Source organism: Flexivirga oryzae (genome assembly GCF_014190805.1).
Classification (GTDB): Bacteria; Actinomycetota; Actinomycetes; order Actinomycetales; family Dermatophilaceae; genus Flexivirga; species Flexivirga oryzae.
Genome location: NZ_JACHVQ010000001.1, coordinates 925,862 through 947,243, shown reverse-complemented (window position 1 = coordinate 947,243; position 21,382 = coordinate 925,862). Strand labels below are relative to the sequence as shown.

Below are 21,382 nucleotides of genomic sequence, written 5' to 3'. Positions count from 1 at the left end.
GCTACAGCCTTGCACCCGTCGCGCGTCACCACACCGATTTCCACCGATCGATTCGTCCCCGGTCCGCCGATAGAGTGCGCGCTGATGACCCATCCAGACTCATCGGCCGCACCCGGAACACCCGTGCACGCCGATTACCGCAAATTCGACGGCACCCCGCACTGGCAGGCCGACGGGCTCCTGCTCGGCGTGGACGAGCACGGCGTCTGGGTCGGCTTCCCCACCGGCACACACTTCGAGCGCCCGGGGGCCGCCTTCGACATGGAGTGCGACTCCGTCTCCCTGTTCCCCGACGCGGGCTTCACCCCCGCCTTCAACGACGTCTCGGACCCGGAGCGGGTGCAGGTGTATGTCGACACCACCACACCCCCGTCCTGGTCACGCACCGAGCACGGGTGGCGGGTGACGATGATCGACCTCGACCTGGACGTCGTCCGGCGGCGCAACGGCTTCATCTACGTGGACGACGAGGACGAGTTCCTCGATCATCAGAAGGAGTTCGGCTACCCGCCGGACCTCGTGGAAGGAGCCGAGTCCACCACCCGCGCCGTCTTCACAGCGCTGCGGGACGCGCGGGCGCCGTTCGACGACTCCGGCTGGCGCTGGCTGGCCGCACTACGCGACCTCGCCTGACGGTATGACGAGCCCCGCAGGAACTCCGCGGTGGCCGAATTATCACCCCGCGCAACCCAATTCAGCACCAGCCATTTCAGCGGCGTTGATTTCAGCGGTGGCCGAGTAAGGGTGAGGAGCCCGCATCGAGGTCCCGCACACACCAGCGGTGGCCGAGTAGGGCGAGCCGTTAGGCGAGACCGTGATCGAGGTCCCGCACCGACCGGTGGTCAGGCGACCTTGTCGGCACGCCAGCCGGGCATGGCGCCTTCGGTCAGGTCCCACTGCACCCCGTCACTGGTGATGGTGGCGTAGTACCCGTGCCGGTGCACGATCTGGTGATGTCGGCGACACAGCATCGCAGAATTGTCCAACGCGGTGCTGCCGCCTGCCCACCAGGGCAGCACATGGTGCACTTCACAGAAACCCGGAGGTCGGTCACAGGTGGGGAACGTGCATCCTTTGTCCCGGTAGACCACGGCGGCCCGCATCCCCTTGGTCACCAACCGTTTCTCACGCCCCACGTCCAGGGGGCGACTCTTACCGCCAAGCACCACCGGGATCAGATCCGCATCACACGCCAACCTCCGGGCAGTCCCCGCGTCGAGGATCTCCCCGCCGATGGTGACCGCACCATCCAGGTCACCCAACAACCGGTGCAGGTCCATCGTCACCAGGACCGTGGCACCGGCCCCGATGCCCATCCCGTCCCCGGAGGCGACTTTCGCGCCCGCAGCGACCAGGTCCATGAGCGCGTCCACCCGCCGTTTCCCCGGAGTCCGCTCATCCCGCACCGTCCCATCTGAGCACTGCTGCTGTTCGTCGAGCCCGAACGCCGCACCGGCCGGGTCGCGACGGGCCGCGTCCTGACCGGCGTCGCCACCACGGTCGCCGGCGACGTGGTCGTGGTCCGTGCCCGGGGCCTCACCCGCACCGTCGTCGGCGTCACTGTCGCCGGCGTCGCCCTCGTCGTCGCTGGTGCCGGTGCTGGCGCTGGCGCTGCTGGTTGCGGCCTCAGTGGTGGTGGCGGGTTGGGGTGCGGATAACGCGGTGACCGCCTGCTTCAGGATGGCCGCGTTGGCGGGGCACAAGTCGGCGATCAACCGGATCATCCCGGTCGGCAGCGTCCGCCACGTCAACGACTCCACCTTCTCCAGGTGCGCATCCTCCCCGGAGAGTTTGTCCGCGGCATAGTTGGCGATGATCCGCCGCGTCAGTTCCGTGACACCCCGGGCACCCAACGCGGGGTCCAGTTGCAGGAACCACGCCTGGATGTCCTCCCGGGCCGCGGTCGGCAGCACTTCGGCGACTTTCGCGGTCTGCCGCAACGCCGTCCGCGCGGTGCCCAGCGTGCACGACCCGTCCCGCACCGCCGCGGCGATGACGTGGTTGCGCCGGTCCCGGCACGCCTGCGCCACCACACTGATGGTGGACGCCGCAGCCGGTTCAATACTGGTCCCGGCAGCGGTGGCGCACCCGGTCACCCACTGGGTCGCGTTCGCCGCATCCGAGGTCAACAACACGCCCCGGTCCAAAGCATTCGCGGTCGCCAACGTCGCGACCTGCCCCGCGCGGGCCTGCAGCCGCAACAACACCCCGACGAGGTCGGCCTCCTGGTCGTCCCCGAGTTGCTCCAACACACCCGGCAACTCATCCAACGCTTGGACGGTCGCGGTCACCTGGTCCAGGAGGCGGGGCCCCAGACCGGGCTCCGGCCGCCGCTTCGGGTCGTACCCGTCCGGGATAGTCGTATCCGGTTGTACCGGACCTGGCTGGTCGGGCACGTGCAGGGGAGAGTCGATGGCCATGACGGTCGGATCCCCCTGTCCCCTGGGTGCTTTCGTTGCCATGATTCTATCGGGTGACGTTCAGGAAGTACAGAGGTTGTGCGAACATTTCTTCGATACGTTTGCCCGGAAACGTATCGGTTCGCGGGGTCGGGTGCGCACGCGCGGGACCTCGATACGGCTCGCCCTTGCGGGCTCGTCTACTCGGCCAGCGCGGGGGACGCGACCTCGATACGCCGTTCCTCCGCTGCGCTCCCCCACGGCTACTCGGCCAGCGCATTGGGTCAGCTACTCGGCCGGCGTAATATCGCGGGCTCGCCTACTCGGTCGGCGCGGGGGACGCGACCTCGATACGCCGTTCCTCCGCTGCGCTCCCCCACGGCTACTCGGCCAGCGTGGGGGCAACTCGGCCAGCGCGGGCGTCGACGTGCACCCACTGGGCGTCGCGGTTGTGCCGATACCGCTCAGCTGTCCTGGTCGAGGGCCTCCACGGATGCCACGATCTGGGCCTTCTCCGCGGCACTCGCCGTCACGTCGAGGACGGCCGCCCAGCCGTCGACCTGCTCGGCGCGATAGCGGTGCCCGTGGCCGCCACCGGCGGAGTTGGCGGAGATCAGGTCGACCGTGGTGAGCCAGAAGGTGATCAGCGGGTACCACGTCAGATCCTTGTCCACGTCGTGACCGGCACGCTCGCGGGACCAGGCGGGTTGCCGATAGATCAGCGACGGATCCCACCACACGATGGGATCGGACGGGTGCTGCAGGAAGAGCACCCGCGGAGAGTCCCACTCCCCGAGCGGACGGCCGTAGGCATCGCTGTCCAGCTGGGACGGGCTGCCGGCGAACCGGATGTGCCGTCCGTTGTCCACGACCGGCGCCACCTGCGGGCTGCCCCGCTGACGGCTGCTCGACACCGCCCGCCAGAGCGGAGTGGAGTTCGGGGTGCCGCTCCAGAGGGCGCCGTCGACGGCGGGCAGCAGCTGCGCGGCGTCGGCGAACGGCGCCTCGGTGCTCAGCGCACCCAGTGACTCCCCGGACAGCAACACCTTCGGGCGCTGTGCCGCCGGGCGCGCCGCCACCAGCTGCTCGACCTTGCCCACCAGCTCGCGCCCCACCTCCGCGGGCAGGGATCGGTTGGTGAGGAACTGCACCACGCTCGGCAGGAACGAGTACTGGACGGCGATCGTCGCGACGTCGCCGTCGGTGAGCACCTCCAGGGCGCGCACGTTGTACTCGTCCACCCACCCGCTGCCGGTGGTGCCGACCACGTTGAGGTAGCGCCGGTCCAGTGCGCCGGTGCGCCGGATCTCCCGGACGATGGTCGACACCAACTCCGCAGGCTCGACGTCACCGGTCGCGGGTGCGGCATACAGCCGAATGGGATGCACCGCGTCGCGGCCGGTGATCGCGGTGAGCTGTGCGGCGGTCGGGGTGTGCGCGGTGTAGATCTGACCCTCGCGTCCGAGCCTCGACCAGGGCTGGGTCGCGCCCGGCCCACCGGACACCAGGGATGAGGTGGGCGCGTGCAGTCCCGGTGGCGGATCGTCGTTGATCTTCGCGGCCGAGGCGGACAACGCCTCCAGACCTTGTACCGCGATGACGCTGCGGGTCAGCCAGGTCACGGAGCCGGCGACGAGGCACACGGCGAGCAGACCGGCGACAGGTTTGGGCAGTGCGAAACCGAGCACGAACCGGGACGCACGGAACACGCCGCGCACCGTCCAGACCAGTGCCATCAGCACCGCGGTCAGGCCCACCGCCGCGACCAGCGAGAGGGCATCGGCTCCCAGTGACGGCGTAGGCAGCCCCACCAGCCGGGCGCTGTGCCGTCGGCCCTGATAACCCGCGAACCAGAGCACGACCGTGACGAGCACGGCGAGGACACCGAACGCGGCGTGCACTCGGGTGCGGTGGCGGTCGTCGATGATCTCGACACGGACACCCAGCCAGCCGAAGACGACCGAGACGATCGAGCCCAGCAGGGCGCCGGCGGCATACCCGGTGACCGTCGAGAGCATCGACGCAATCGCCTGCACCGCCCACGGGCGGGGCAACAGGCTGGGTGCGAAACTCACCAACAGGGCGAGCCAGCCGACCACCAGCCCGGTCGCCGAACGGCGCCGGAAGAACCGCACCAGCACATTCGGTTCAGTGTCGGGTTCGCTACCGCTAGCGTCATCGCTCGGCGGCGGCACGTCGACAGCGGTCACTGCGAAAGCCTAACTATCAGTGACCTTCCCGCCGTCGGTGGCTCACTCGACGAAGCCGCTCCGGTACGCCGCGATGGCTGCCTGCGTGCGATCACGCACGTCGAGCTTCGCGAGCAGCGCCGCGACGTGGGACTTCACGGTCTCGGTGCCGAGGTAGAGCTCGCCCGCGATCTCGGCGTTGCTGAGCCCTGCGGCGAGCAGCCGCAGCACGTCCTGTTCCCGCTCGGTGAGCGCGGGCAGCGCACGACCACTGCCGCGTCGCTGCCCGATCAGGTCACGGATCCGCTCGGGGAAGAGCACGGCGTCCAGGCGGGCGAGTGCGCGCACTGCGGCGACCAGTTGTCCGGCGCCGGCGCGCTTGAGCAGGAAGCCGTCCGCGCCGGCGACGAGAGCGTCATACACGTAGGAGTCGTGCTCGAACGTCGTCACCACGAGGATCTTCGGTGGCCGGTCCGCCCGCACCAGCCGGCGGGTCGCCTCGATGCCGTCCAGCTTGGGCATCCGGACGTCCATGACGACGACGTCCGGCTCCGCGCGACGGCAGATGTCGAGCGTGGCGACACCGTCCTGCGCGGCGCCCACCACCTCGAGATCCGGCTCCGCGCCCAGGATCGCGGCGAACCCGTCCCGGACCATCTCGTCGTCGTCGGCGACCAGGACCCGGATCACCTGATCGGCAGTCGGGCACACAGCACCCACTCCTTCCCGTCTTGCGTCGGTCCCGCCTCCACCGATCCTCCGGTGACCGCGGCTCGTTCGGTCAGACCGATGATCCCGTGGCCCGTGCGCGTGGACCGATCACGTTGTCGGTCAATCATGTTCGTCACTTTCAGCGTCACCTGTGCAGCGATGTCGACCCGCACCTGTGCCCCACCTTTCCCGTGTTTGGCGGCGTTGGTCAGCCCTTCCTGCGCAATGCGGTAGAGCTGGGCCGAGATGTGCTCGTCGAGCCGGGCCCATCGACCGGACACCTCCAGCCCGGAGGGCGCATCGGTCGGTGCGCACTCGACCAGGGCACGCAGGTCCTCGAGGGTCCGCCCGCGACCTCCACCGCGGAGATCTCCGAGCACCGCGTCGAGTTCGGCGAGCGCCGCATTCGCGACCGTGCTGATCTTCTCGAAGGCGCGCTGCGCGGAATCCGCGTCCTGGCTTCCGACGATCCTGCCTGCCTCGGCCTGCACACTGATGGCAGTCAGCGAATGGCCGATCGTGTCGTGCAACTCGCGAGCCAGTTCGTTGCTGCGCGCCAGCTCCTGCTCACGTTCGGCGGCCAGCGCGAGCCGGTCCGCGCTCGTCGGGCCCAGCACCCGCGGGGCCGCCCGTACCAGGATCGAGCCGAACACGGCTTGTATGGCGAAGGATCCGAGCACCAGGCACACCCCCAGCGGCACCCGCCACCACAGCTGGACACCGCGATCAAACCCGTCCACCACGAGCGAGACCCCGAGCGGGACACCGCCGAGCAGCACGACGGCAGCCACGGCGCCGACCACCAGCACCAGGCCCGCCCACGCCGCGCCGTGCCATCGGCTGTCCCAGGAGTGACGGTCGCGGACGGCCGGCAGGTCGACGCCGAGCAGCGGCCTCGCCATCGCCACCTCGGCGTCGCGCACCGGCGGGCTCAGCACGAGAATCGCCCCGACCGCTATCGCCACCACGACGAGCAGGAGGACGAGCACCCGGTCGCCACCGGAGGTGGCGCGCACGGTGATGGCGAACGCGTAACAGAGCCAACCGATGAACGCCGCTCCCGCGGCGCCGAGCAGCAGATAGACCGCCCCGAGTGTGCCTCGCCTCACCCCGTCCATGCTGCCATGCGGATCCCCGGGACCTACTCCCCCGAAGGAGGGGCGGGCGGCCTCCTGCGGGGGACGCGGACGGCTCGCCCGGGTGAAGACCCGCCCGGTGGTGGCGGGCGATCGTCGAGGTATGACGACGATCGAGGCACCCGCGCACACCACGACGAGCCGCGAACGAGGGCGCTCCAGGACCGATCGATGGCGGCGCGGCCTCGCGCTCGGCGCTGCGGTGATGACTCTCCCCTACAGCGTGCTCAAGGTCGCCTGGCTCGGTGGATCCCGTGTGGGGCTGTCGGATCCGGCCTTCGGCACGAGCTCGACGATGCATGCACTGAACGGCGCCACGCTCGGCCTCGATCTGGTGGCACTCACGCTCGCCGGGATCTTCTACACCCGGGCGCGGGCACCGAAATGGCTTGTGCTGCCGACCATGTGGGTCGGCTACGGCCTGCTCGGCCAGATCCTGCTGATCATCGGACCGTCGGTGATCATCTCGGTTCTCACCAGCCCGGCGACCGGCCACGACACGACGGCACCGATCGCCGGCTGGGTGTACGCCGCGGTCTACACCGGCTTCTGCGGGCTCGGGCTGTGCCTGCTGCCGGCGTTCGCGATCTACGCGTGGCAGCGTTGGGGTCGCGAGAATGGTTGGGGCGACAGGCTTTCCGGCATACGAGTGCCGGTTCCCGGGCTTCCGGTGATGACCACGACCGTGGTCGTGCTCGCCTGCATGGTGCGCGCGGTGTCCGCGGATTCAGCTGCGGGTGCTGCGGACTGGGGAGTCGATGCCTTCATCGGGATCGTCGCCGTCGCGGCGATCGGTGTCGCCGGCGCGGGCCGGCCGAGCGGGTTGCGCCGCGCACTGCCGTTGCTCGTGGTGTGGACGGCGTCGGGTGCGTGGACCGCGTGGGGTTGCTACCACCTGGTCCTGGAAACCGTTCCGAACGATCTGGTCATCGGCACCGTCCCGGGGGTCGACATCGCACTGTCCGCGGCGAAGGCTCTCGGTGGACTATTCCTGCTGGGCGCCGTGCCGGCGCTCGCTCGGGTCAGCCGACGGTGACGCTCGGGCTGCCGGCGGAGTCCTCGTCGATCGGCTCACCCATCTCCTCGGCGATCCGCATGGCCTCCTCGATGAGGGTCTCCACGATCTGCGACTCCGGCACGGTCTTGATCACCTCGCCCTTGACGAAGATCTGACCCTTGCCGTTGCCGGACGCGACACCGAGGTCAGCCTCGCGCGCCTCGCCCGGCCCATTGACGACGCACCCCATGACGGCCACGCGCAGCGGCACCGTCAGGCCCTCCAGGCCGGCGGTCACCTGCTCGGCGAGCGTGTAGACGTCGACCTGGGCCCGGCCGCACGACGGGCAGGAGACGATCTCCAGCTTGCGGGGGCGCAGGTTGAGCGACTGCAGGATCTGGTTGCCGACCTTGACCTCCTCGACCGGCGGTGCCGACAGCGACACGCGGATCGTGTCGCCTATCCCCTGGGACAGCAGCGCGCCGAAGGCCGTGGCCGACTTGATGGTGCCCTGGAAGGCGGGGCCGGCCTCGGTCACGCCCAGGTGCAGCGGCCAGTCGCCGCGCTCGGCGAGCAACTGGTAGGCGCGCACCATCACGACCGGGTCGTTGTGCTTGACCGAGATCTTGAAGTCGTGGAAGTCGTGCTCCTCGAAGAGGCTCGCCTCCCAGACCGCCGACTCCACCAGCGCCTCCGGTGTCGCCTTGCCGTACTTGGCCAGCAGCCGCCTGTCGAGCGAGCCGGCGTTGACGCCGATGCGCAGCGAGACGCCCGCGTCCTTGGCGGCCCGCGCGATCTGCTTGACCTGGTCGTCGAACTTGCGGATGTTGCCCGGGTTCACCCGCACGGCCGCACACCCCGCGTCGATCGCGGCGAAGACGTACTTGGGCTGGAAGTGGATGTCGGCGATGACCGGGATCTGTGACTTCTTGGCGATCGCCGGGAGGGCGTCCGCGTCGTCCTGGCTGGGGCACGCCACCCGCACGATGTCGCAGCCGGCCGCGGTGAGCTCGGCGATCTGCTGCAGGGTCGCGTTGATGTCGGTGGTCGGGGTGGTGCACATCGACTGCACCGAGACCGGCGCGTCACCCCCGACCTCCACCTTGCCGACCTTGATCTTGCGGGATTTGCGGCGGGGAGCGAGCACCGGCGCCGGGGCGCTCGGCATACCGAGGGAAACAGTCACCCCTTCAGTATTACTCGCGCGTCACGCCGCCAGGTAACCGGCCGCGGCCAGTCGGCAAGACTCCTTTCAACAAACTGTTGACGGACGCTGTGGCGTGTGTCACGCTTTCACGTACTGAAATCAAAATTCCGCACTGCGGATAGTAGATGGAGGATTCCACCTCATGACCAGCAAGCTGAAATCCGCGCCCCACGCCTGGCACCCCGTGCCGGGCAGCTGCTGAGGGTGAGCGCCGTGAAACTCCTACGACGCGAGGGTGAGTCGAAGTATCAGGGTCGGCCAGAGGACACGATGTACGGTCCCGGTCGCCTGATCACCTACGGCACCCAACACATCCTGACGATGTATGGCGGAGTGATCGCCCCACCCATCATTGTCGGCGGAGCCGCGCACATGAAGTCCTCGGACATCGCGCTGCTCGTGACCGCCGGCCTGTTCATCAGCGGCCTCGCGACCCTGCTGCAGACCCTCGGCATCGGCCCGGTCGGCAGCCGGCTGCCCATCGTGCAGGGCGTGTCGTTCGCCAGCGTCTCGACCATGGTGTCCATCGCCAGCAAGGACGGCGTCCGTCCGGTGCTCGGCGCCATCATCGTCGCCGGCATCTTCGGCGTGATCGCCTCGACGTACTTCGCCCGCATCGTGCGATTCTTCCCCGCCGTCGTGACCGGGTCGATCATCACCGTGATCGGCGCATCGCTGATGCCCACCGCGTTCACCTGGTGCATGGGTGGCGACTCCGGCGCCAAGGACTTCGGGTCACCGGCGAACATCGGCTTCGCCGGACTCACCCTGCTGATCATCGTGCTGATCAGCCGCCTCTTCCAGGGCGCGATCTCCCGGCTGTCGATCCTCATCGGCATGGTCATCGGCACCATCGTGGCCGCCGCCACCGGGCACGCTGACTTCTCCGGGGTGAAGGACGCCAAGGTCGTCGCGCTCCCGCAGATCCTGCACTTCGGTTCCCCGCAGTTCCAGGTCGGCGCCATCATCTCGATGGTGATCGTCGTCCTGGTGATCATGACCGAGACGACGGCCGACATCCTGGCCATCGGTGAGATCGTCGGGACCGAGGTCGACGACAAGCGGGTCGCCGCCGGCCTGCGGGCCGACATGGCCGCCACCACGGTGGCGCCGTTCTTCGGCAGCTTCCCGGCGAGCGCGTTCGCGCAGAACGTCGGCCTGGTCGCCCTCACCGGGATCAAGAGCCGCTTCGCGGTCGCCACCGGCGGTGGCGTGCTGGTCGTGCTCGGTCTGCTACCCGTCGTGGGTGCGATCGTCGCGGGTATCCCCTCACCGGTCCTGGGTGGTGCGGGCATCATCCTGTTCGGTTCGGTCACCGCCAGCGGCATACGCACCCTGGCGCGGGTCGACTACGAGAACGGCCTCAACCTGGTCATCATCTCGGTGGCGTTCGGCTTCGGCGTCATCCCGATCGCGATGCCGACGTTCTGGAACAAGTTCCCGGACTGGTTCGGCGTGATCATGGGATCCGGCATCAGCGCCGCCGCGATCAGCGCCGTGGTCCTCAACATCTTCTTCAACGAGTGGACGTGGGGCAACAAGCCGGGAGCGTCGGTCTTCTCCGAGCGCGAGAACCGCCTCGAGCAGTTCGGCGAGCGCCTCGAGGACGACATCCCCCACTCCGAACCTCGCCGCCGGCGGCAGCATGCACAGGACGACTTCACCGCCACGAACCCGGAGCAGCCCGCCCCGAGGGATCAGGGAGTCACCGACGATCCACCCCCGTGGAGCGTGACCGCCCACTGACCAGCGGTCGACACTCCGTTTCGAACACCGTCGTGCCGGTCCACCGCAGTGGGCCGGCACGACGCCTGTTCCGGGCGCCGATCACCCGGCGGTGCGCCAGACCGACACGTGGCTCTCGCTGTCCCCGGTGAACTCCGCGCCGCTCCAGTCCGCGACCCGTCGCTCGAGCGTCATACCCGCCAGCCGGGCCATCAGATCGCACTCGGCCGGCCAGACGTACCGGAAGTTGCTGGTGCCGTAACGGAACGTGCCGTCCGGCGCGCGCGTGTAGTGGTGCGAGGTGCCCTGCTGGGTCGCCAGGTCGTACGTGTCGAAGCCGGCGTGCTCCTCGCCGACGTGGAACGGCACGGCGACACCGCCCGGCGGCAGGCGCCGGACGCCCGGGATCCACAGCTCGATGACGAACCGTCCGCCCGGGGCGAGGTGGCGGGCGGCGTTGCGGAAGACCTCCACCTGTTCGTCCTGGGTGCGCACGTTGCCCAGCCCGTTCCACACCAGGTAGACCAGCGAGAACCGTCCGTCGACGACGGTCGTGGCCATGTCGCCGACAGTCACGGGTATGTCGTCGCGCTTCGCGCGCAGACGAGCCGCCATCGGGGCCGACAGCTCGATCCCGCTGACCTGGATCCCCTTGTCCGCCAACGGGATCGCCACCCGGCCGGTGCCGATCGCGAACTCCAGCGCGGGTCCGCCACCGGCGAGCCCGGCCAGCAGGTCGACCGCCGGGTCCAGCACCTTCGGCGTGAACATGAAGGACGACTCCTCGTCGTACCGTTCGGCGGTCGCCTCGTCCCAGAGATCGCTGCTGCTCGTCATGGCGACCACCGTGCCGCAGCGGCCCCGCCCGCAGCCACCGGTTTTCGGGCGAAACCGTGGCGCGGGTCAGCCCAGCTTCACCGGGTTGACGATGTCGGCATACGCCAGCAACGCGAACATCACCAGCAGCACGATGGAGACCCCGTAGGCCAGCGGCAGCGCCTTGGCGACGTCGACGTAGACGGGGCCCTTGATGCCGCGGGCGCGGGCGATCTGCCGCTTGACGGCCTCCCAGAGCGCGCCGGCGATATGGCCGCCGTCGAGCGGCAGCAGCGGCACCAGGTTGAACACGAACAACGCGAGGTTGAGGGACGCGATGATCATCAGCAGGAAGACGATCTTGTCCTGCGTCGATGCGTACTTCGAGTCGGCGACGTCACCGGCGGCGCGGCCCACACCGACCACCGACTGTGGACTGTTCTGATCGCGCGTGCCGCCGCTGAACGCGGCGTTCCAGACACCGACCATCTTCTGCGGGATCTTCAGGAACACCGCGGAGGTCTGCTTCAGGGCACCGCCGAACGTGCCGAACGCCTCGGGGACGGACTGGCGTTCGTCGCGGAAGGTGCCGCTGATCGAGGCGCCGATCACGCCGACGTCGGCATACTCGACCTCGCCCTTCCAGTTGACGACCTCGTTGCCGTTACTGTCCAGTTTGGCCATCCGCTGCAGCTGCGGGGTCACCTGCAGGTGCACGAGGCGGCCGTCGCGCCGGACGACCAGCGGGATCCGGTCGCCGGCGTGGGCACGCACCACGTCGGTGAACTGCGTGGTCGTGGTGATGGTGCGGCCGTCGATCGAGACGATCCGGTCACCCTTGCGCAGCCCCGCGCCCGCGGCCGCGGTGCGCCCGTCGGCGGCGCAGTCCTTCGGCGCCGCGGAGGCCGCTGTCGGCGAGCAGGTCTGCACGGCGAAGATGTCGGCGGTCTTCTGCACCGGCAGGCCGATGCCGCTGGCGATGATCAGCAGCAACACCAGCGCGATCACCAGGTTCATGAACGGCCCGCCGAACATGATGACGACCTTCTTCCAGGTCGGCAGCTTGTAGAAGACCCGGTCGGCGTCCTGCGGTCCGATGTGCTCGTAGGCGTCCTCGCGCATCTGGTCGGCCAGCTGGGTGAACCGGCCGGTCGACGACGCCCGGATGTAGCCCTCCTCCTCACCCGGTCGCGGCGGGAACATGCCGATCATCCGGATGTAGCCACCGAGCGGGATCGCCTTCAGCCCGTATTCGGTCTCCCCGCGCCGACGCGACCAGATGGTCGGGCCGAACCCGACCATGTACTGCGTGACCTTGACCCCGAAGAGCTTCGCGGGCGTGAGGTGCCCCAGCTCGTGCAGCGCGATGGACACGCCGATACCGAGCACCATGATGAGCACACCGACCAGGAACAACACGTCTACCAGCGTCTCATGCGGACTTAAGAACGAGCGAGAAGCTCCTGGGCGCGAGCGCGGGCCCAGGTCTCCGCCGCGAGCACGTCGTCGACGGTCAGCTCACCGGGGGACGCCACGTGGTCGTCCACCACGCGCTGCACGGTGCCGACGATGTCCGGGAAGTTGAGCAGCCCGCCGTGGAAGGCGGCCACGCACTCCTCGTTGGCCGCGTTGTAGACGGCGGGATAGGTGGCGCCGGCCATCCCCACCTGCCGGGCCAGCTGCACCGCCGGGAAGGCCGCGTCGTCCAGTGGCTCGAACCGCCAGTCCGACGCCTTCGTCCAGTCGATCGGTGTCTCCGCGTCCGGCACCCGGTCGGGCCAGCCGAGCCCGAGCGAGATCGGCACGAGCATGGTCGGCAGCCCGATCTGGGCGACCACCGCTCCGTCGACGAACTCCACCATCGAGTGGATGAACTGCTGCGGGTGGACCACGACGTCGATCCGCTCGAAGGGGACGTCGAAGAGCAGGTGCGCCTCGATCACCTCCAGACCCTTGTTGACCAGCGTCGCCGAGTTGGTGGTGATGACCTTGCCCATTGCGAAGTTCGGGTGCGCCAGCGCCTGCTCGGGGGTGACCTTCTTCAGCTCGTCGAACGGCACCCCGCGGAACGGTCCGCCGCTGGCGGTGATCACCAGCCGTCGCACCTCGCGGTCGGTCCCCGCACGCAGGCTCTGCGCGATCGCCGAGTGTTCGCTGTCGACCGGGACGATCTGGCCGGGTGCTGCGGCACGTTTGACGACCGGCCCGCCGACGATCAGGGACTCCTTGTTGGCCAGTGCCAGCGTGGAGCCCGCTGCCAGCGCCGCGAGCGTCGGGCGCAGCCCGATCGAGCCGGTGATGCCGTTGAGCACGACATCGGCCCCGCACCGGGCGACCTGTTCGGAAGCGTCGTCACCGACGAGCACTTCGGGGGTGTATGACGAAACGCCTGCGGCGCGTGCCTCGTCCTGCAGCAACGCCGTGAACTCCGCCGGGTCACCGCTCGCCAGGCCGATCAGCGGCACCCTCGACTGCACGGCCTGCTGGGCGATCAGCCTCGGCTGACCGCCTCCGGCGCTGAGCGCGGCGACACCGAACCGATCCGGGTTGCGGGTGATGATGTCGATCGCCTGCGTGCCGATCGACCCGGTGGATCCCAGGATGGCGACGGAACGGCGGGCTGCGGTGGAGGCGGTCACGCTCTCATTAAATGCCATTCGGGGCGTTCGGGGTCGTCGCCCTCGTCATCCACGAACGTGCCCAGGATCGAGTCGGCGATACTGTCGACCCGGATCGGCCGCAGTTCGACCGTCGCCACCTGCTGCTGCGGGGTCGCCGGCCGGTGCACGGACCAGCTGCCGTGCGTCCCGGCCAGGTGACCGAGCACCGGTGCGGCACCCGCGCCACCGGCCCGCCATACGGTCGCATCGAACTGTGCCAGGCCGTCACCCCACAGCTGCGCGCCGGAAGCGCCGGCCGTGAACGACGCCTCGGTCAGCGTGATCGTCTCACCGCTGCCGTCGGCAGCGCCCGGGACGGAGCAGAACGCCCGCAGCGAGCGGCGCAGGTCAGCTCGCGGGGCAAGCCGGAACAGGTGCGCACCCGCGTCGCTGACGTCCTCCAGCACGATCGTGTCGGCGCCCAGATGGTGATAGCGCATCAGCCCGGCGTCGACCGTCGCCTTGCTGACGACCAGGATCGACGAGGCACCGGCTCGCAGCCGCAGCATGGTGACGTAGGACTCCGGCAGCTCCAGACCCACGCCGCCGTCCACCGCGATCGCGCCGTGCGAGCACAGGGAGCGGTAGGCCACCTGCGCCGCCAGCTGACGGTGTGCCGGCTCCAGGGAGCTCAGGTATGGCGTGTCGACCGCCGGATGCTCGGCCCCGAGCAGCAGCAACTCCTCGTCGGTGAACTGCACCAGCGGGGCGATCTCCCTCATGCCGGCACCCGCGTGCCGCCGGTGAGGGGCGCCGACCCCACCGGCGCGGCCCGTGCGGGCGCGGGCAGCGGCAGCGGGTGCGTTCCGAGGCCGGGTGGCGGCACCACCGGGCCCGCCCAACGACCCGGCGATGTCACCGGACGACTGCTCGAACCGGGCGGGGGCGGCAACGGTCCGGTCCATCTGCCCGGCGGCAACGGCACCGGGCGCGTCCCCAGGCCTGGCGGGAGCACCACCGGGCCGGTCCACCGCCCGGACGGCTGCGCGAGCCGCAGCCGAACCTGGATCAGGTCCGCCTGAGCGGTACGCACCTGGCGACGGAATCGCGCCCGTGACAAGGAGATTCGCTCGTCGGCTGCCGCAGATGTGGCGGCGTTCGCGTCGGTCGTCCGGGCGCGTCGTTGTGCCTCGGCCAGCTCCTCGGCGAACGCGATCGCCAGCGCGCCGAGACGCTCGACGACGACCCGGGTGTCGGCGACGACCCGGCGATGCTCGGTCGTGCGCGCCCCGAACGCGGCTGCGGCGGTCCCGGACCACCGCATCCCGCGACCGGCGGCAGCCACCGCGAGGCTGGATTCGACGGCTGCGAGCTCGGCCGCCAACCGGCCGCACCGCTGCCCCGCGCGCCGCAGCAGATCGGGGTCGCCCTCTGGCGGCTTCACCGCGGATCGCCCATCGCCAGCCGGGCGAGCCATTCGGCGCGCCGGTAGGCGCCGGCCGCCACGCTCAGCCGGTCACCGATCCCGCTGGTCCGCTGCGCAAGCAGGTCCACGACCTGCGACAGGATGTCGTCGGCATCGGCCAGGGAACCGTCCCCGCCGAGACCGTCGATCAGGTCCTCGACGACGGCGCGCGCCAGCCTGGTGGCACCGCCGTCGTCCACCGCGCGCAGCGCAGCGGCCACCGGGTCCAGCGATCCCGGTGCGACGTCCAGCTCCTGCATCGCCTGCTCCTTCCTCGTCAGCACGAGGCTAGGAGCAGGAGCTCATCCGCCGCAGAAGTTGTCCACAGGGTCGGTCCCGCGGGTCAGAGGGCGAGGCCGACGTACTTGGTCTCCAGGTACTCCTCGATGCCCTCGAAGCCGCCTTCGCGACCGAAGCCGCTGGCCTTCACCCCACCGAACGGCGCCGCGGGGTTGGACACCACGCCCTGGTTGACGCCGACCATGCCGTACTCCAGGCCCTCGCTCACCCGCAGCACGCGGGCGTAGTCGCGGGTGAAGAAGTAGCCGACCAGGCCGTATTCGGTCTCGTTCGCCCGCCGGATGACCTCGTCCTCGTCGGTGAAGGTCTGGATGGCGGCGACCGGCCCGAAGATCTCCTCCCGAGCCATGTCGGCGTCGCCCGGCAGGTCGGTGATCACGGTCGGGTTGAAGAAGAAGCCCGCACCCTCACCCTTCGCGCCGCCGGTGACCACGCGCGCGCCGCGGTCGGTCGCGTCCGTGACCAAGGCGGTCACCTTGTCGACGGCCTTGGCGTTGATCAGCGGGCCGACGTTGACGCCGTCCGCCATACCGTCGCCGACGGTCAGTGCGGCCATCCGGGCGGCGAACTTCTCGCTGAACTCGGCCGCCACGTCCGCGTGCACGAAGAAGCGGTTGGCCGCCGTGCAGGCCTCGCCGATGTTGCGCATCTTCGCCAGCATCGCGCCCTCGACCGCGGCGTCCAGGTCGGCGTCGTCGAAGACGATGAACGGCGCGTTGCCGCCCAGCTCCATCGACACCCGCAGCACCTGCTGCGCCGACTGCTCGATCAGCTTGCGGCCCACCGGGGTCGACCCGGTGAACGTCAGCTTGCGCGAGCGCGGGTCCCGGATCAGCGGCTCCATCACGCCGCCGCTGTCGCTCGTGGTGACCACGTTGAGCACGCCCGCCGGCAGCCCCGCCTCCTGCATCACCTGGGCGAGGTAGAGCATCGTCAACGGGGTCTCGGCCGCCGGTTTGACGACCATCGTGCAACCGGCCGCGACCGCCGGGCCGATCTTGCGGGTGCCCATCGCCAGCGGGAAGTTCCACGGCGTGATCATCAGCGTCGGGCCGACCGGCTGCTTCAGCGTCATCAGCCGGGTCGCGCCGTTCGGGGCGACCGAGTAGCGACCCGAAATACGCACCGCCTCCTCGGCGAACCAGCGGAAGAACTCCGACCCGTACACCACCTCACCACGCGACTCGGCCAGCGGCTTGCCCATCTCCAGGGTCATCAGCTCGGCGAAGACGTCGGTGTCGCGAACGATGAGTTCGTAAGCGCGGCGCAGGATTTCGCTGCGCTCGCGTGGCGCGGTCCTCGCCCACTCCGCCTGGGCGTCGGCCGCCGCGGTCAGTGCGGCGCCACCGTCCGCGACCGACGCGTCGGCCACCCGGGCCAGCTCGCCGCCGGTCGCCGGATTGTCGACCTCGAGGGTCTTGCCACCCTCCGCATCGCGCCACTCGCCACCGATGAACAGTTGCTTCTTGACCCGGTCAACCGCCGATGTGTTCTGCGTCATGTGCACAGGTTCTCACCCCGCCGACCCGCCGTGGTGCCGAGGTCGTATGACGGAACATTTCACTCGGCCAGCCAGGCGGCGTAGGCGTCGAACGTGTAGGGGCGGCCGAGGAAGTCGGCGACCAGGTCGGCGGCGTCCTTGCTGCCGCCCGGCACGAGCACCGTGTCGCGGTAGCGCCCGGCGACCTCGGCGTCGAAGAGATCGTCCGCAGAGAAGGCGCTGAACATGTCCTTGGCGATGACCAGCGACCACATGTAGGTGTAGTAGCCGGAGCTGTAGCCGTCCAGGTGCCCGAACGCGCAGTGGAAGTGGGTGTCCGGCACGTACGGGAAGACCGAGTACCTCGCCTGCAGGTCGCGCACGACGGCGGTGAGGTCGTCATACCTGCGCAGGTGGATGTTCAACGACAAGGCGGCGTAGAACATCTGGGTCCGGGCCTGGAATCCCTTGCCGAAGTCGTCCGCCCGGCGCATCTTGGCCACCAGGCCGGCCGGGATCGTCTCCCCGTGCTCGTCGGTCGCGAAGGTCGCGAGCACGTCGGCGTCCCAGGCCCACTCCTCCAGCATCTGACTGGGCGCCTCGACGAAGTCCCATTCGGTGGCGACGCCGGCGAAGGTGATCCACTCCTGGTCGCCGCCGAGCACATGGTGGATCAGGTGCCCGAACTCGTGGAAGAGCGTGACGACCTCGTCGTGCTCCATCAGCCCTCGGCCGAAGTTGCACATCAGCACGCCCTCGGGCAGCTGCCGGCCGCGCACTCCGCCGCGCAGGTCGAACTGCGCGGCGTGCTTGTACTTCCCGTCCCGAGGGTGCAGGTCGAGGTAGATCCGCCCGATCCGGTCCCCGTCGCGGACCACGTCGTATGCCGCGACGTCCTCGTGCCAGGTCACCACGTCGACCGGTTCGAACCCGATCCCGAAGAGCCGCCCGGTGACGTCCAGCAGCCCCTGGCGGACCTTCTCGAAGGTGAAGTAGGTGCGCACCAGCTGCGCGTCGACGGCGTACTGCTCCTTGCGGACCAGCTCCGAGTAGTAGGTCAGATCGGCCGACGAGATGTCGGTCGCCTCGGGCACGTCCTGCTGGAAGCGCTGCAGCAGCACGGCCTTGTCGCGCTGGGCGCTGTCGGCCGCGGCGTCGGTGATCTTGTCGATGAATTCGCCGATGGCAGAGGCGTTTCCGATCATCTTCACCTCGGCGTCGTAGTCCGCCCAGGTGTCGTAACCGAGCAGCCCCGCGTGCTCCGCGCGCAGCTCGAGGATCCGTTGCAGCACGGCGTCGTTGGCCGGCCAGGCGACGTTGAGGCGTTCCAGCGTCATCGACATACGGGTCGAGGCGTCGCTGCAGAAGGTGATCAACGGGATGGAGTCGGGGTAGTCGGTGGTCACCGTCACCAGACCGTCGTCACCGGCCGGGTGCGCGTCCAGCCAGTCCTGCGGCATACCGGCGAGCGCCTCGGGCGGGACCGTGATGGACCGCACGCCCTCCCGGATGTTCTTGCTGTGCTCCTGGCTGGCCTTCAGCTCCAACTCGGCGAGCTCGGTGAGTCGGGCGCGGGTGGCGTCGTCCTGGTCGACACCGCTGCGCCGGAAGTCACGCAGCGTGCGCTCCAGGAACCGCCGCGCCGTGCCGTCCAGGCCGCTCTCGTCGACGGCGTCCAGGACGGCGAACACCTCGCGGTCCATGCCGAGTTCGGTGGAGAACGCGTCCAGCCGCTGCATGGCCTTCTCGGCCGCGTCGCGCACGTCGCCGGACGGGTCGGCCTCGGAGTAGACGCCGGCGATCCCGGCGGCGTCACCGAGCGCGACGTGTATGTCGTTCCACGCGTGCAGCACGTCCAGCGCTGCGGCCGGCGGTGCCTGCTTGAAGTCGGCCACCAGGGTCCGTGCGCGGTCCAGCCCGCCGTCGCAAGTGCGACTGACCCAGTCGAGGGCTTCGTCGGCGGTCGGCAGGGTCTGCGGCTCCAGATCGGTCATGGAGAAGAACCTAACCGCAGGCCACTGACCACCCGCGGCGGCCTCGCGGAGCTGTCCAGGATTAGCGACAAGCGTCGCGCTCGGCGCGGATCGATTCGGCGGCCGTCTCGCCGTTGTACGACCGGATCTCCCGACCGCTGAACCGCTGTCGCAGTTCTGCGGCACTCGGTACGGACGCTGCACGCCGCAACTCGTTGAGCACCAGTTCTGACAACGTGATGCCCTCTCGGGCAGCGCGGACCTTGAGCTGGACGTGCAGCTCGTCGGGCACGTTGCGAATTCGGAGCACGGTCATGCTTCCACGATGACATCGTTGACAGTCACATGTCGACGCGATGCGGTGTCCGCCGCGGACGAACCCTCAGCGCCGCCGCGGGCGTCGGTGGCATCTCGGGCAGCTGGCGACGAACGGATCATGAACGACTCGCATACCGGCAGCACGGTTCACCCTGCCTGCCATAGGCATTCATCGATCCTTGACTTCGACAGATTCGGGAAGGATGCGTCCCGACGACCGGTTCGTTGCATTTGTTCACAACGGTTATTTGAGGGTCAAGTAAAATAGCATCACGTGTAGATACGAGCTAATGGGTATGTCGTTCAAGCTGATTCGGTGTCAGCGCGATCCGATGGACATCCTGCGGATGAGGCCTGCACCCGGCGATGTCGGCTGATCTCAGGGTGCCGAAGCGAGTGCGAAGGTAACGACGGCGGCCACGAACAGGGCCCCCGCCCAGGGGAAGAGAGACACCATCCGGCGGAAGCGCAGGTCGCATCGCTGATAATGCACGGCGTCCTCGAGCCTGGTAAGGGCGGCATCAATGTCGGCGAGTTCTTGGTTGACGCGGGCCATGTTCTCCGGCTCCCCCTGATCCACCCGGCGGTTGTCCTGCCTGTGCCGCAGATCTCGGGCCGTCTTCTGGGCGGTCGCCCGCAGTGAACATAACTCGGTGATGGTTCGCTCACCCGCCAAGAGATGCACCCCGTGCCCTCGCACCCAGCGGACCACGTCGTCGTTGATTCGTGCCGGAGCGTCGGGGTCCAGAGCGCCGGCGTTGATCTCCCGGTCCGAGAGGTCTGTAGCCGTCATTCGCGGGACTGCGAGAACCCTGGCCGCCGCGGTGAGCAGGGTCAGGGCAAGTCCGATCGCCACGGCGGCGGCAACCGCCGCGACGATCCCGGCGGTCCTTGCTGGGTTGGGCAGTCTGGTGAGCTGCAAGCCGCCTACCAGCACCACTGCGGTCGCACCAGCGGACCCGACGAGCCACTTGACGGTCGCCCGCAGGTCGGCGAGCGCCGCCGCCTCGGAGCTCATCACCGGGACCTGGCCTTCGTCTGGTCGATGTACGCCATATGCCGTACATTAGTGGATGAAGGAGCCGGACGAGGACGGTGAGGCACCATGGCAAAGCTCGGTCATCGTGTGGGAAGCACGCAGATCTACACCATGCGCGAACTCAACCACGACACCCCGCAGGTGATCCGTGAGATCAACGAGAGTGGCAAACCCGCGGCAATCACCCGTCGCGGCCGGTTCGTGGCGCTGATCACTCCCCTGGCGAACAGTGGGGTGGAGTCGGCAGCACTGGCGGCGGCCGTCGAGGCGGCACCCGACCGTGCCCAGATCCTCGGCGAGGAGAACGTCGACTCTGTGCAGACGCCCGACCAGGTGGCGGCCGACCTCGACATCACGCTGCCTGTCCAGGACTGAGCCACACACGGCGGTCACCGCAGCTGGCCAAGATGGTTGGCGACAACGATGTTGTCCCAGACCTTCACGACCAGCAGCACAGTGCTTCGGCGAGTGAGCCTCCCCAGGCCCGGTGTCGTGTCCACCGAGCTAACGATCCGGTGGTCGATCATCTCGTTACTGGTGGCCAGTCGGTAGAGCAAGACGTAGTTGAACGACTGCCACGTGTCCGCGTCGGGATCGTCGACCTCGACGCCCCAGCCCTCGAAGTCCGCGAGATTCGCCCGGCGGACACCACGTCGCCACCAGATCCCGGGGGTGTCGCGCAGCCGACCCTCGATCGACGACCCACTCTCGGGCTCCCGTAGCTCCGCCCGAGCGATATACACCAGCTCGGCCCGCACGACCGGGTCTTCGATGCCCCGAAGATCTTGGCACGCCCCACCCGAGATCCTCACCTCCACGGTGACCACTATGCCGTACGGCCGGCGCGATGGCTGGTCGTTCTGCAGCACAAGGCTGCAAGACCGGTGCACGCGCGGACAACGCCGCCAGTCGTCGGCATGGGCCGGTTTACAGATGCGATCGGCGCTTCCTGCACCATTTCTCCCGGCAGCAGGGCGGCATCAAGGACCACGACCGGGGACAGCCCGACGGCAGGTGACCTTGCTCA

Annotated in this window: 20 protein-coding genes; 4 read left to right on the top strand and 16 right to left on the bottom strand. The window is 69.1% G+C overall.

The window, feature by feature from the left end:
• The first annotated feature begins 84 nt into the window (after positions 1-84).
• Positions 85-633 carry a DUF402 domain-containing protein gene (locus FHU39_RS04305; RefSeq protein ID WP_183319222.1) on the top strand — a complete coding sequence of 183 codons (549 nt, stop codon included), beginning with the start codon at positions 85-87 and terminating at the stop codon, positions 631-633.
• 209 nt (positions 634-842) lie between these two features.
• On the opposite strand, the gene FHU39_RS04300 is transcribed toward FHU39_RS04305, so the two are convergent.
• From FHU39_RS04300 to FHU39_RS04285, 4 genes are all read right to left on the bottom strand, one after another.
• Positions 843-2,462 (bottom strand): HNH endonuclease signature motif containing protein, encoded by a 1,620-nt coding sequence (locus tag FHU39_RS04300; protein ID WP_183319221.1) that lies wholly within the window; start codon positions 2,460-2,462, stop codon positions 843-845.
• 401 nt (positions 2,463-2,863) lie between these two features.
• Positions 2,864-4,609, bottom strand: coding sequence for an alpha/beta-hydrolase family protein (locus FHU39_RS04295; protein WP_183319220.1), 1,746 nt, complete (start codon positions 4,607-4,609; stop codon positions 2,864-2,866).
• A 42-nt stretch (positions 4,610-4,651) separates the two neighbouring features.
• Entirely contained in the window at positions 4,652-5,299 is a 648-nt protein-coding gene (locus FHU39_RS04290) for a response regulator transcription factor (RefSeq protein WP_343065735.1), read from the bottom strand.
• Positions 5,275-6,408 carry a histidine kinase gene (locus FHU39_RS04285; protein ID WP_183319219.1) on the bottom strand — a complete coding sequence of 378 codons (1,134 nt, stop codon included), beginning with the start codon at positions 6,406-6,408 and terminating at the stop codon, positions 5,275-5,277. The genes FHU39_RS04290 and FHU39_RS04285 overlap by 25 nt, the downstream gene beginning before the upstream one ends.
• Positions 6,409-6,538: 130 nt before the next feature.
• On the opposite strand from FHU39_RS04285, the gene FHU39_RS04280 reads away from it, so the two are divergent.
• The gene (locus tag FHU39_RS04280; protein ID WP_183319218.1) at positions 6,539-7,471 is read left to right on the top strand and encodes a hypothetical protein; all 933 of its coding nucleotides are present in this window, start codon (positions 6,539-6,541) and stop codon (positions 7,469-7,471) included.
• Here FHU39_RS04280 and ispG read toward each other — a convergent pair.
• Positions 7,458-8,600, bottom strand: coding sequence for a flavodoxin-dependent (E)-4-hydroxy-3-methylbut-2-enyl-diphosphate synthase (ispG, locus tag FHU39_RS04275; RefSeq protein ID WP_183320881.1), 1,143 nt, complete (start codon positions 8,598-8,600; stop codon positions 7,458-7,460). The genes FHU39_RS04280 and ispG overlap by 14 nt on opposite strands.
• A gap of 252 nt (positions 8,601-8,852) precedes the next feature.
• Here ispG and FHU39_RS04270 point away from each other — a divergent pair, with 252 nt between their 5' ends.
• Positions 8,853-10,385, top strand: coding sequence for a nucleobase:cation symporter-2 family protein (locus FHU39_RS04270; RefSeq protein ID WP_343065734.1), 1,533 nt, complete (start codon positions 8,853-8,855; stop codon positions 10,383-10,385).
• Between the two features lie 81 nt (positions 10,386-10,466).
• Here the strand turns inward: FHU39_RS04270 and FHU39_RS04265 are convergent, their stop codons facing one another.
• The 10 genes from FHU39_RS04265 to FHU39_RS04220 form a co-directional block, all read right to left on the bottom strand.
• Positions 10,467-11,201 carry a class I SAM-dependent DNA methyltransferase gene (locus tag FHU39_RS04265; RefSeq protein ID WP_183319217.1) on the bottom strand — a complete coding sequence of 245 codons (735 nt, stop codon included), beginning with the start codon at positions 11,199-11,201 and terminating at the stop codon, positions 10,467-10,469.
• A 66-nt stretch (positions 11,202-11,267) separates the two neighbouring features.
• Complete coding sequence (locus FHU39_RS04260) at positions 11,268-12,599, bottom strand: M50 family metallopeptidase (RefSeq protein ID WP_343065733.1); 1,332 nt, start codon at positions 12,597-12,599, stop codon at positions 11,268-11,270.
• A 23-nt stretch (positions 12,600-12,622) separates the two neighbouring features.
• On the bottom strand, positions 12,623-13,819 hold the full coding sequence (dxr, locus tag FHU39_RS04255; protein ID WP_425484757.1) for a 1-deoxy-D-xylulose-5-phosphate reductoisomerase: 1,197 nt from the start codon (positions 13,817-13,819) through the stop codon (positions 12,623-12,625).
• On the bottom strand, positions 13,816-14,562 hold the full coding sequence (locus tag FHU39_RS04250) for a hypothetical protein (RefSeq protein ID WP_183319215.1): 747 nt from the start codon (positions 14,560-14,562) through the stop codon (positions 13,816-13,818). The genes dxr and FHU39_RS04250 overlap by 4 nt, the downstream gene beginning before the upstream one ends.
• The gene (locus FHU39_RS04245) at positions 14,559-15,224 is read right to left on the bottom strand and encodes a WXG100 family type VII secretion target (RefSeq protein WP_183319214.1); all 666 of its coding nucleotides are present in this window, start codon (positions 15,222-15,224) and stop codon (positions 14,559-14,561) included. Before FHU39_RS04245 ends, FHU39_RS04250 begins: the two co-directional genes overlap by 4 nt.
• Complete coding sequence (locus FHU39_RS04240) at positions 15,221-15,505, bottom strand: hypothetical protein (RefSeq protein WP_183319213.1); 285 nt, start codon at positions 15,503-15,505, stop codon at positions 15,221-15,223. Before FHU39_RS04240 ends, FHU39_RS04245 begins: the two co-directional genes overlap by 4 nt.
• Positions 15,506-15,588: 83 nt before the next feature.
• Entirely contained in the window at positions 15,589-17,046 is a 1,458-nt protein-coding gene (locus tag FHU39_RS04235; protein WP_183319212.1) for an NAD-dependent succinate-semialdehyde dehydrogenase, read from the bottom strand.
• Between the two features lie 59 nt (positions 17,047-17,105).
• Positions 17,106-19,019, bottom strand: coding sequence for a M3 family metallopeptidase (locus FHU39_RS04230; protein WP_183319211.1), 1,914 nt, complete (start codon positions 19,017-19,019; stop codon positions 17,106-17,108).
• A 61-nt stretch (positions 19,020-19,080) separates the two neighbouring features.
• Complete coding sequence (locus FHU39_RS04225) at positions 19,081-19,314, bottom strand: FitA-like ribbon-helix-helix domain-containing protein (protein WP_183319210.1); 234 nt, start codon at positions 19,312-19,314, stop codon at positions 19,081-19,083.
• A 381-nt stretch (positions 19,315-19,695) separates the two neighbouring features.
• The gene (locus FHU39_RS04220; RefSeq protein ID WP_183319209.1) at positions 19,696-20,334 is read right to left on the bottom strand and encodes a hypothetical protein; all 639 of its coding nucleotides are present in this window, start codon (positions 20,332-20,334) and stop codon (positions 19,696-19,698) included.
• 108 nt (positions 20,335-20,442) lie between these two features.
• Here FHU39_RS04220 and FHU39_RS04215 point away from each other — a divergent pair, with 108 nt between their 5' ends.
• Complete coding sequence (locus FHU39_RS04215) at positions 20,443-20,730, top strand: type II toxin-antitoxin system Phd/YefM family antitoxin (RefSeq protein ID WP_183319208.1); 288 nt, start codon at positions 20,443-20,445, stop codon at positions 20,728-20,730.
• Positions 20,731-20,744: 14 nt separating this feature from the next.
• Here FHU39_RS04215 and FHU39_RS04210 read toward each other — a convergent pair whose 3' ends face one another.
• Positions 20,745-21,173, bottom strand: a complete 429-nt coding sequence (locus FHU39_RS04210; protein WP_183319207.1) for a hypothetical protein — start codon at positions 21,171-21,173, stop codon at positions 20,745-20,747.
• Between the last annotated feature and the right edge of the window lie 209 nt (positions 21,174-21,382).

What these genes read in the sequence shown, in the direction of transcription:
- FHU39_RS04300 (WP_183319221.1), bottom strand. Translation starts at nt 2,462, where the DNA reads ATGGCAACGAAAGCACCCAGGGGACAGGGGGATCCGACCGTCATGGCC.
- FHU39_RS04225 (WP_183319210.1), bottom strand. Translation starts at nt 19,314, where the DNA reads ATGACCGTGCTCCGAATTCGCAACGTGCCCGACGAGCTGCACGTCCAG.
- FHU39_RS04235 (WP_183319212.1), bottom strand. Translation starts at nt 17,046, where the DNA reads ATGACGCAGAACACATCGGCGGTTGACCGGGTCAAGAAGCAACTGTTC.
- ispG (WP_183320881.1), bottom strand. Translation starts at nt 8,600, where the DNA reads ATGCCGAGCGCCCCGGCGCCGGTGCTCGCTCCCCGCCGCAAATCCCGC.
- FHU39_RS04230 (WP_183319211.1), bottom strand. Translation starts at nt 19,019, where the DNA reads ATGACCGATCTGGAGCCGCAGACCCTGCCGACCGCCGACGAAGCCCTC.
- FHU39_RS04250 (WP_183319215.1), bottom strand. Translation starts at nt 14,562, where the DNA reads ATGAGGGAGATCGCCCCGCTGGTGCAGTTCACCGACGAGGAGTTGCTG.
- FHU39_RS04265 (WP_183319217.1), bottom strand. Translation starts at nt 11,201, where the DNA reads ATGACGAGCAGCAGCGATCTCTGGGACGAGGCGACCGCCGAACGGTAC.
- FHU39_RS04220 (WP_183319209.1), bottom strand. Translation starts at nt 20,334, where the DNA reads ATGAGCTCCGAGGCGGCGGCGCTCGCCGACCTGCGGGCGACCGTCAAG.
- FHU39_RS04305 (WP_183319222.1), top strand. Translation starts at nt 85, where the DNA reads ATGACCCATCCAGACTCATCGGCCGCACCCGGAACACCCGTGCACGCC.
- FHU39_RS04280 (WP_183319218.1), top strand. Translation starts at nt 6,539, where the DNA reads ATGACGACGATCGAGGCACCCGCGCACACCACGACGAGCCGCGAACGA.
- FHU39_RS04240 (WP_183319213.1), bottom strand. Translation starts at nt 15,505, where the DNA reads ATGCAGGAGCTGGACGTCGCACCGGGATCGCTGGACCCGGTGGCCGCT.